The organism is Ruegeria sp. AO1 (genome assembly GCF_056535985.1).
Window position 1 is genome coordinate 76,877 of the sequence record NZ_JBQFJC010000003.1, and the last position, 9,131, is coordinate 86,007.

General features: G+C 55.6%; 8 protein-coding genes. 6 read left to right on the top strand and 2 right to left on the bottom strand.

Annotated features, from left to right (window positions below; translation table 11 throughout):
- Nucleotides 1–5 precede the first annotated feature (5 nt).
- Together ACR3FB_RS23700 and ACR3FB_RS23705 are read left to right on the top strand one after the other, a co-directional pair.
- On the top strand, nt 6–1,115 hold the full coding sequence (locus ACR3FB_RS23700; RefSeq protein WP_170417844.1) for a Fic family protein: 1,110 nt from the start codon (nt 6–8) through the stop codon (nt 1,113–1,115).
- Between the two features lie 329 nt (nt 1,116–1,444).
- Complete coding sequence (locus ACR3FB_RS23705) at nt 1,445–3,106, top strand: caspase family protein (protein WP_170417841.1); 1,662 nt, start codon at nt 1,445–1,447, stop codon at nt 3,104–3,106.
- 122 nt (nt 3,107–3,228) lie between these two features.
- On the opposite strand, the gene ACR3FB_RS23710 is transcribed toward ACR3FB_RS23705, so the two are convergent.
- Nucleotides 3,229–3,861 (bottom strand): tyrosine-type recombinase/integrase, encoded by a 633-nt coding sequence (locus ACR3FB_RS23710; protein WP_093037018.1) that lies wholly within the window; start codon nt 3,859–3,861, stop codon nt 3,229–3,231.
- Between the two features lie 520 nt (nt 3,862–4,381).
- Here ACR3FB_RS23710 and ACR3FB_RS23715 point away from each other — a divergent pair.
- Genes ACR3FB_RS23715 through ACR3FB_RS23730 form a run of 4 tightly spaced genes read left to right on the top strand, consistent with a single transcriptional unit; the run spans nt 4,382 to nt 8,302 of the window.
- Nucleotides 4,382–5,440, top strand: coding sequence for an ABC transporter substrate-binding protein (locus tag ACR3FB_RS23715; RefSeq protein ID WP_170417838.1), 1,059 nt, complete (start codon nt 4,382–4,384; stop codon nt 5,438–5,440).
- Between the two features lie 60 nt (nt 5,441–5,500).
- Nucleotides 5,501–6,589 carry an ABC transporter ATP-binding protein gene (locus tag ACR3FB_RS23720; RefSeq protein ID WP_170417835.1) on the top strand — a complete coding sequence of 363 codons (1,089 nt, stop codon included), beginning with the start codon at nt 5,501–5,503 and terminating at the stop codon, nt 6,587–6,589.
- Nucleotides 6,586–7,488, top strand: coding sequence for an ABC transporter permease (locus ACR3FB_RS23725; protein WP_170417832.1), 903 nt, complete (start codon nt 6,586–6,588; stop codon nt 7,486–7,488). Before ACR3FB_RS23720 ends, ACR3FB_RS23725 begins: the two co-directional genes overlap by 4 nt.
- 10 nt (nt 7,489–7,498) lie before the next feature.
- Entirely contained in the window at nt 7,499–8,302 is an 804-nt protein-coding gene (locus tag ACR3FB_RS23730) for an ABC transporter permease (RefSeq protein WP_170417829.1), read from the top strand.
- 8 nt (nt 8,303–8,310) lie between these two features.
- On the opposite strand, the gene ACR3FB_RS23735 is transcribed toward ACR3FB_RS23730, so the two are convergent.
- Complete coding sequence (locus ACR3FB_RS23735; RefSeq protein ID WP_170417827.1) at nt 8,311–9,018, bottom strand: IclR family transcriptional regulator; 708 nt, start codon at nt 9,016–9,018, stop codon at nt 8,311–8,313.
- Between the last annotated feature and the right edge of the window lie 113 nt (nt 9,019–9,131).

The window sequence follows — 9,131 nt, forward strand, 5'->3', positions numbered from 1 at the left end:
TCACGATGTGGAACTGGCAGAACCCTGACTGGCCTACCTTTCGTTACGACGCCGCAAGACTCGAACCATACGAGCAACAGTTCCTGTTGTCCTCAGGGGAAGTTCTTGGAGCGGTTCATCATGTGAACACATCGGATCGAGATCAATTGCGTATCGACCTGCTAAGCGAAGAAGCAATGAAGACCAGCGCGATCGAAGGTGAGATGCTGGATCGTCTCAGCGTGCAATCTTCCTTGCGCCGACATCTTGGACTGGCTCCCGACAGCTATCCATCCAAACCGCGCGAGCAGGGCGTTTCTGAAATGATGGTGGATGTTTATTCCAACTATTCGGAACCACTGTCACACGACACCCTGTTTCGGTGGCATGACATGCTTCTGTCCCATGACAGGCATCTGGAAACGATTGGATCATACCGGAGCCATGAGGATGCGATGCAAATCGTCTCAGGCAGGCTCGACCGCCCAACGGTGCATTTCGAAGCTCCACCTTCACATCAGGTTCCGGCTGAAATGGACCAGTTCGTAGCCTGGTTCAACCGGACCGCACCGGATGGTCCCGAACCATTGCGCGCACTGATCCGGGCCGGTTTGAGCCATCTGTATTTCGAGAGCATTCATCCCTTTGAGGACGGCAATGGCCGGTTGGGTAGGGCGCTGGCTGAAAAGTCCTTGGCCCAGAATATCGGTCAGCCAAGTCTGATTGCCCTTGCTTTCACGATCGAGCGAGAGCGGAAGGCTTACTACGACCAACTCGAACGCCATCAAAAGACGCTGGAAGTCACACCGTGGCTCGTCTGGTTTGCCGAAACTGTCCTTACAGCACAGCAGGTGACGCTTGAGCGGGTTGGTTTCTTTATTTCCAAGACGCACTTCTATGATCGGTACCGTGATCAGTTCAACACTCGCCAAAGCAAGGTAATCGCCCGTTTGTTCAAGGCTGGGCCGGATGGGTTCACAGGGGGATTGAGCGCTGAGAACTATATCTCGATCACGGGAACATCGCGCGCCACAGCAACGCGGGATCTCCAGAACCTGGTAGAGAAGGGCGCTTTGATCCGAACGGGTGAACTCCGGTACACGCGATATTGGTTAAAGCTAGATCGGGACGGGTAGGGGGCTGAAGTACGGCACGAAGCGCGGGAAGTGGAAGTTCGCTGCAGTCGCTACGCATGCTCGCAGGAAATGCGGAAGCTGACGTTTAGATAGCTTCCCAAGCGAGCATCTTTCTGTCCCGCCGCAAGGCGGCTCCGAGTTCGTACTTCATATGAATGGTCCATGCCGAAACTGGCGCAATGGGCGGGAAACGAACCTTCGTCGTGTCAATCCCGAACTCCGCTATGCGGCCTAAGCCGAGCTAGAGCTTGTCCACGCCGGTCATATTGATTGAATTCCGAAAGTGTGGAAACGTTCATATGGTAGACGCGTTAACGGCGATATTTCACATGAAGCGTATCCTGTTCTCAGTTGTGTTTTGTTTTCTGCCTGCGATGGTGCTGGCGGACAAAGTTGCCTTGGTAATTGGCAATGCGAACTACCAACATGTCAGCAATCTCAAAAACCCGTCGAATGATGCGATCGACATTGCAGAGGCATTGCGCAGGATCGGGTTTGAGGTCACAACAGGTCTTGATCTGGATTACCGCGACATGCGCCTTGCCATACGTGACTTTGGAGAAAAGGCAAAAAACGCCGAGTCGGTCATCGTATACTTCGCCGGCCACGGCATCGAGTTGGACAACACGAACTTCCTGATCCCTGTCAGTGCGGAACTGCGGAGCGACCGTGACATCGAACTCGAGGCAATCCGCCTCAACACATTGATTAGCTCCATCGCGGGCGCACCCGGCTTGAAGATCGTGTTGGTTGACGCCTGCCGCAACAATCCATTCCTCGCGACTATGGAGCGCACAAACAGCACCCGCTCAATTGGACGCGGACTTGCACGTATCGATCCGGGAGGTGTGTTGGTTGGATATGCTGCAAGGAGCGGAACGCTGGCGCTTGACGGCGATGGCCGCAACAGCCCCTATGCTCAGGCTCTGCTCAACCACATCGAGGAACCCGGACTTGAGATTGGCAAGTTGTTTCGGCGAGTCCGCGACAGGGTTTACACTCTGACAGAAGGCTATCAGGAGCCATTTACTTATGGCTCGCTTCCCGCCAGAGACATTTTTCTTGTTCCAGATGCGGCTGCAGGCTCGACGCCAGAGGAAGAAATTGAGCGTGTCGAAGACCAGATTTATGCGGACTTTGAACTTGCGCGTTCGCTCGGAAGGCTTGATGCGATCGAGATGTTTCTGGAGCGATACGAAGGCGAAAGGGATCATTTTGCAGTCGCGCTCGCCCTTTCGTTGCGGGACGACTTGCTTGCTGAGCACCAGAAGGACGAAGTGCCGGGCAACAGTAGTACTGCGCGAGACAAAGTAGCAGCTCTTGTGCCGACATCGCCTCAAAGCGCGAAGGATGATACAGAGACGCGCAGCCTGATCCGTGATATACAAACTGAGCTAAATCGCGTTGGCTGCAGCGCTGGCACAGCGGACGGTGTTGCGGGCCCACGCACGAGATCTGCTTTCTCTCGGTATATCAGCGCTAGAGAGAATCTTGGACTGACGCCTGAGAGCCTCGAGACCAGTGAAACTCTTGCCGCACTTCGAGGAGAGCAAGGAAGAGTCTGTAATCAGTTGGTCGCGCCGTCTTTCGCGACTTTTGATGGTGACTACATTGTCTTAATCAGACGCAGATGGGACGATGATTATTGGCAAACAACCAGTCGGCCCGACAAGGCCTATTTCCCCGGAAAAATCGAGCCACTTGCAGCCTTGCGCATCAATCGCAATGGAGACAAGCTGACCTTGCTATCTGCCCAAGGCTTTGCGGCCGAAGGGCCTTGGTTTAGGGACTTCACTGGCAAATTCGATGACTCCGGTCAGTTGAAATTGCGCTTCACATTGAGTTCGCATTTCGGGCAGGCGACACCCTATAAGGTCAATATAAGCGTCAAACTGCCCGAAGGACTTTCGCCAGGAAGAAGGCTTGTCTACGAGCCGCGCAGGATTGACGGGCAGTTTTTTCTGAATTTTCTAATACGCCGTGTCAGTTGAAACTTTAAAGCGATGTCCTTGCCTGCTCCGCAAGAAGACCGTCGCTCTGGGCTCCTCGTCGCTGTTCGCCGCAGATTTCGCCAAGGTCTTGTTTGGGCCGTCCGCGAAGACGGCCCAAGTTGTTAGATTTCAATGGCCTCTGCGATCGCAAGCGCATCTTCCAGCTCAACACCGAGATACCGGACGGTGCTGTCCATCTTGGTGTGCCCAAGTAGCAGCTGGACCGCCCGCAGGTTGCCGGTCTTCTTGTAGATCTGTGTGACTTTTGTCCTCCGCATCGAATGCGTTCCGTATGCACTGGCCTCCAGACCGATCGACGTGACCCAATCCCGGACGATCCGGGCGTACTGGCGTGTCGAGATGTGCAAGCGTTCATGGAAACGACCCGGCCATAGGTACTCCGAGCCGACCATGAGCTCATCTTCCATCCACTTTTCAACCGAGGCGCGTGTGCCTTCGGAGATTTCAAAACGAACCGGCTTCTGCGTTTTGCTTTGCAACACCGAAGCTCGTTCCTTGATCTGGCCGGACGCCATCACGTCGACGACTTTCATCTTCACGAGATCGCAGCCACGCAGTTTGCTGTCGATTGCCATATTGAACAGCGCCAGGTCCCGATGGTTCTCGGCGAGTTCAAGTCGAACACGGATTGCCCAGACGTGTTTTGGTTTCAGTGGCCGTTTTTGCCCAACGATGCGCCCTTTGTTCCAAGCCGGGCGAAGCGCACGAATGGCCGGTAAGTTTGGTGTTTCCATGACTGATCCTCCGATCCGCCATGCCCTCCCACAACGACAACCTGACGTTGACGATGCCTCCATATCACGGGATGCTGCGTCGCATCCGAGGTCGGGGCTGAGCCCAAATTGACCAATTCTGTCGTCAGGATCAATTGGCGCATACTGTCAAGAAGCTGCCACTCAAATTCGCGGATCAACGCAAAGCGAGTGAGAGTTTGCGGTCCGCACGTTCCACCAAATGCTTCAATCGGTGGCAGTTAACTTCGGGTCAGACGAAGATCGCTTCAGACGCCATATGTGCAAGATCGAACCCAGATGAATGCTGCACCAATGCGCGAATTGCGAGATTTTCCAGGCTCTGATGCTCAGGAAACGGGAGTGTGAATCCTACGGGGCAAAAGAATCCTTGACCAATTCCAACATCAGCTCTAGTAAAACTGAAATGACGTTTTGCTAGATGAAACGATTGCGAATGATTATGTGGAGCCGCGCATGTCGCGAAGCCACAAACCAACCAACAGTTCGGGAGGAGCCTGACATGATGAAAGATAACCAAAAACTGAAGCTCACCACGGCGCTAGTGGCAGGTGGCCTGGCCATTGCTTCGCCTGCCTTTGCCGAGGGAGAGGTCGTGTTTGCGTCCTGGGGAGGCTCGTTTCAGGATGCCTTGCGCTCAGCCATGCTGGAACCTGCCGCTGGTGCGCTGAATATCACTGTCAAGGAAGATACGACAAACGGCATTCAGGACGTGCGCGCGCAGATCACGGCGGGTGCCGTTGCATGGGACGTTACAGAACAGGATTTGCCTTCGTGTGAAACCCTGAGCCGGGAAGGCAGCCTTGAGCCGATCGACTATTCGATTGTTGACACCACAGGCATTCCGAAAGAGCTGATCCATGACAATTACATCGGCTTCATCAACTTCACCAAGGTGATTGCCTATCGCAAGGATGCATTTGGCGACAATGGCCCGTCCAATTGGGCAGAGTTCTGGGATCTGGAAAACTTCCCCGGCAAGCGCGGTATGCACGGCAAGGTGAACTATAACCTCGAAGCCGCGCTCATGGCGGATGGTGTGCCGATGGCCGAGATCTATGACACGTTGGCCACGAATGAGGGCAAGGCGCGCGCATGGGACAAGCTGGGTGAGATTGCCCCCGAAGTTACCGTTTGGTATCGCGGCGGGTCGCAATCGGCGCAGTTGCTGCGTGACGGCGAAGTGGACGTGATCCATATGGGCCATAACCGCGTAGAAAGCGTGATCGCGTCGGGCATTGATGTGGCCTATGCCTTTGATGGCGGCACGATGGACGTGGACTGCTTGTTGGTTCCCAAGGGGGCTCCGAATAAAGACAACGCGATGCGCCTTATCAACGAATTGCTGAGCGCCGAAGCACAGGCGAGGCTGGCGGTGACCATGCCGTTGGGTCCGGTGAATTCGGGTGCCTTCGGCACCGGGATAATCTCGGATGAGATGGCAGTGAAGGTCAACACACATCCCGACAACTATGGCAAGCAGCTTCTGGTCGATCCGAACTTTTACATCGGCCAGCTGGGCGAGTTGACCGAAGAGTTTGACACGCTGATCCAACAGTAAAAAATATCTGGGCGCGGCACATCTTGTGCTGCGCCCATTTTTGTCAGGTTAGGAGCCCCCATGTCACCTGCAGCCCACTCCCTTCCCATCGATATATCCAACCTGTGCAAGGCCTACGGATCGGTCAAAGCGCTGAATGACGTGTCTTTGAACATCGCCGCGGGCGAGTTCCTGACATTGCTGGGGCCATCAGGCTCCGGCAAGACGACGCTTTTGATGGCGCTGGCCGGATTTGTGCGTCCTGATGGCGGGTCGATCCGGTTTGGCGAACAGGAAATGATTGCAACGCCGCCCCACAAGCGCGGCCTTGGCATGGTGTTCCAAAGCTATGCGTTGTTTCCGTTCATGACGGTCGCAGAAAACGTGGCTTATCCGTTGAAAATTCGCGGGGTGTCCAAAAGCGATCAGAAGGCCCGCGCCGAGCGCGCGCTGGAGACCGTGCAGCTGGGCGGTTATGGCGACCGGCGCATCACGCAATTATCCGGGGGACAAAGACAGCGCGTGGCCCTTGCCCGCGCCATGGTTTTTGAGCCGCAGATCATTCTGATGGATGAGCCGTTGTCAGCGCTCGACAAGAAGTTGCGCGAACATATGCAAATCGAATTGAAGGCGCTGCATGAAAAGCTGGATGCAACTGTCGTTTACGTGACCCATGACCAGCGCGAAGCCCTGACGATGTCGGACCGGATTGCAGTGGTCAATCATGGGCGGATCGAACAGATCGCGACGCCTGAGCGGCTCTATCGCCAGCCGCATAGTTTCTTTGTGGCGGATTTTATCGGGGAATCCATTTCCCTGCCGGTTAGTGTAGCGAATGACACGGCGCAGCTTGGCGAGCGCGTTCTGAAATCCAATACGCCTATTGCGCTGGGCAGCGGAGGCCATCGTCTGATCATCCGGCCCGAGTTGCTGGAAGTCACAGCAGGCGCGGTGCCAGACGCCGCCAATGACCTGTCCGGCCAAGTGCATGACATCATTTATCAGGGCGACAGCGTTCTAGTGATCGTTCAGCACGACAGCGCTGGTCAGATCAATGTGCGTGTGCCTGCCAATCGCGCGGGCCAAACCGGGTTGCCGTCGAAGGGAGAGCAAATCGGCCTTGCCCTGCATCCCGAAGATACGATCATCGTACCGGAACATGTGGCATGAGTATCGCCGAGACGTATGAAGGTGCTGGGACTCTTCAGAATGCCAGCACGCTCAAATCCGAAGAACGCCGCGAAAAACTGACGTTTCTTGGGCTTTCGATGCCTGCGGTTTTGACGATCTTGATCGTCGTCTTCCTGCCGATTTTCTGGCTGTCTTCGCTGTCGTTTTTCAATGCGGCAGGCGAACTGAGCACGGAAAATTACACGCGCATCTTTAGTAGTGCTCTCTATCGGCGAACCTTTGTCGTCACGTTTCAGATCAGCATTGCCGTGACGGTGATTTGCGTCCTTCTCGGCTACCCGCTGTGCTACTGGCTGACAAAGATGCCGAACAAAACAGCGGCCATTCTGATGGTGTTTGTGCTGGTCCCCTTCTGGACCTCGGTTCTGGTGCGGACCTATGCGTGGCTGGTGCTTTTGCAGCGCAATGGGATCATCAATTCGTCGCTGATGTCACTTGGCATTATCGAAGAACCGCTGCAACTGGCGCACAATCTGACCGGCTCCATCATTGGCATGGTGCATATCATGCTGCCTTTTTTGGTTCTGCCGCTCTACGCCACTATGCGCAATATTGACGGCGACCTGGTCCGAGCCGCCGTGGGCCTTGGTTCCAGCCCGCGCGGGGCCTTTTGGCGGGTATTTTTCCCAATGTCCCTGCCGGGCCTTTTTGCCGGCATCGTGCTGGTTTTCATCCTGTCGCTTGGGTTCTTTGTCACACCGGCTTTGCTGGGCGGTGGCCGGGTTCAGATGCTGGCGCAGCGTATCGAAAGCACCATCACAGTCTATTCGAACTGGGGGGCCGCATCAGCCCTGGGCGTGGTCCTGCTGTTGCTGGCGCTGGCGATGATCTGGCTGATGAACCGTGTCTTCGGGCTCGACAAACTGTTTATGCGCTGAGGATCTGAAAATGGAACAAGTCGGACAACGTAAAATCGACGGCCTGTGGCTGACAGTGGTCGGCATTGCTGTGCTGTTCTTTCTCATCCTGCCCACGCTGATCGTTATCCCGATGTCGTTTTCGGGGGCATCCTATCTGGAATTCCCGCCGACATCGCTCTCGTTTCGCTGGTACGTGGCCTATGTCACGTCGCCGGAATGGATGAGCGCAACAAAGACCTCGCTGATCGCGGCGGCGCTGACCACGGCAATCGCGACGCCCCTGGGCTCACTTTGTGCCTATGGTCTGCATTGCTCTGCGCCTCGTATCAGGAGCGCGGCTCAAATCCTTGTGATCATGCCGATTGTCGTGCCAGTGATCCTGATCGCTGTTGGAGTGTTCAGCCTCTATGCCAAGCTGGGGCTCAATTACACACTGACCGGGATCGTGATCGCCCATACTGCGCTGGCGCTGCCATTCGTGATCGTGACGGTGATGTCGGGATTGCAGAATTATGATTTCGATCAGGAGCTTGCAGCGCGCAGCTTAGGGGCGTCCCGTGCATACGCATTGTGGACAATCACCGTACCGCAGGTGAAATTCTCGATCCAGACAGGGGCTTTTCTGGCATTTATCACGTCGCTGGACGAGGTTGTGATCTCGATGCTGGTCTCGGGCGGGGAAAACGCCACAATCACCCGGCGCATGTTCAATTCACTGCGTGATCAGCTTGATCCGACAATCGCGGCGATCTCGACCTGTCTGATTGTCGTGTCCATCACGGCGCTTATCGGTGTGCAGATGATCGGGCGTCGGAAAGACAAGGCACAATGATGCGGGTCTTATTTTTCGCCAAACTCCACCCGAATCTGGCGGGCGGCATCAAGGACCGCCGCGCGATACTTTTCGACGGCTGTGTCATTGAAGCGGACGCGCAGGCCGGACAAGCTGATCGCGCCCAGCAATTCATCTTCGAACCCAAGAACAGGAACCGACAGTCCGGCGACGTCAGGATCGCGTTCACCAAGGCTGAGATAATACCCGGCCTTTCGGATGCTGGCCGCCTGTTTTCCCTGCCGGATGGAATAAGCATCCAGCACCTGACCCGAAGAGCCCATGCTCAGCGGAATGATCTCGCCCTCCTGAACGTGATCCCGCGCAAGCCTTGGCGAATTGACCCGGTAGAGGCACACGCCAGAGTTGCCGCGTTGCACATAAAACGACGCACTTTCGCCGGTCGCATTCACCAAATTCGCAAGCACCGGTCGCACAATTGGCCCCATCCGCAGGTTTTGGCGAAACACGGATCCAAGACGCCACAAAGACGGCCCGAGGTGAAACAGACCCTCGGCGTCTCGCGTAATATGACCAAACTTTTCAAGCGACACGCTCAGACGCAGAATTGTCGCCTTGTTGACCCCGCTGCGGTCCGCAACCTCCTTCAAAGAGAGGCCTGCATCGCCCGGCTCAAAGATGTCCAGCACACGCAATGCGCGCTCTACCGCTTCGACACCACCATTGGCGTCAGGGGATCGGGGCTTGTCGGGCATAGGCAGACCTTTCGACGCAAATCCGTCGCTTTTTATAGCCGGTTTGAGCGCAATTGGAAATCGCAAATAACGAAGGCGTCTGGCAATGAATAGCGCGCGGAAACAAATGATAA

Bases quoted from the DNA above. Each gene is read 5' to 3' on its own strand.
- ACR3FB_RS23725 (WP_170417832.1), top strand. From the start codon at position 6,586: ATGAGTATCGCCGAGACGTATGAAGGTGCTGGGACTCTTCAGAATGCC.
- ACR3FB_RS23710 (WP_093037018.1), bottom strand. From the start codon at position 3,861: ATGGAAACACCAAACTTACCGGCCATTCGTGCGCTTCGCCCGGCTTGG.
- ACR3FB_RS23700 (WP_170417844.1), top strand. From the start codon at position 6: ATGTGGAACTGGCAGAACCCTGACTGGCCTACCTTTCGTTACGACGCC.
- ACR3FB_RS23730 (WP_170417829.1), top strand. From the start codon at position 7,499: ATGGAACAAGTCGGACAACGTAAAATCGACGGCCTGTGGCTGACAGTG.
- ACR3FB_RS23720 (WP_170417835.1), top strand. From the start codon at position 5,501: ATGTCACCTGCAGCCCACTCCCTTCCCATCGATATATCCAACCTGTGC.
- ACR3FB_RS23715 (WP_170417838.1), top strand. From the start codon at position 4,382: ATGATGAAAGATAACCAAAAACTGAAGCTCACCACGGCGCTAGTGGCA.
- ACR3FB_RS23705 (WP_170417841.1), top strand. From the start codon at position 1,445: ATGAAGCGTATCCTGTTCTCAGTTGTGTTTTGTTTTCTGCCTGCGATG.
- ACR3FB_RS23735 (WP_170417827.1), bottom strand. From the start codon at position 9,018: ATGCCCGACAAGCCCCGATCCCCTGACGCCAATGGTGGTGTCGAAGCG.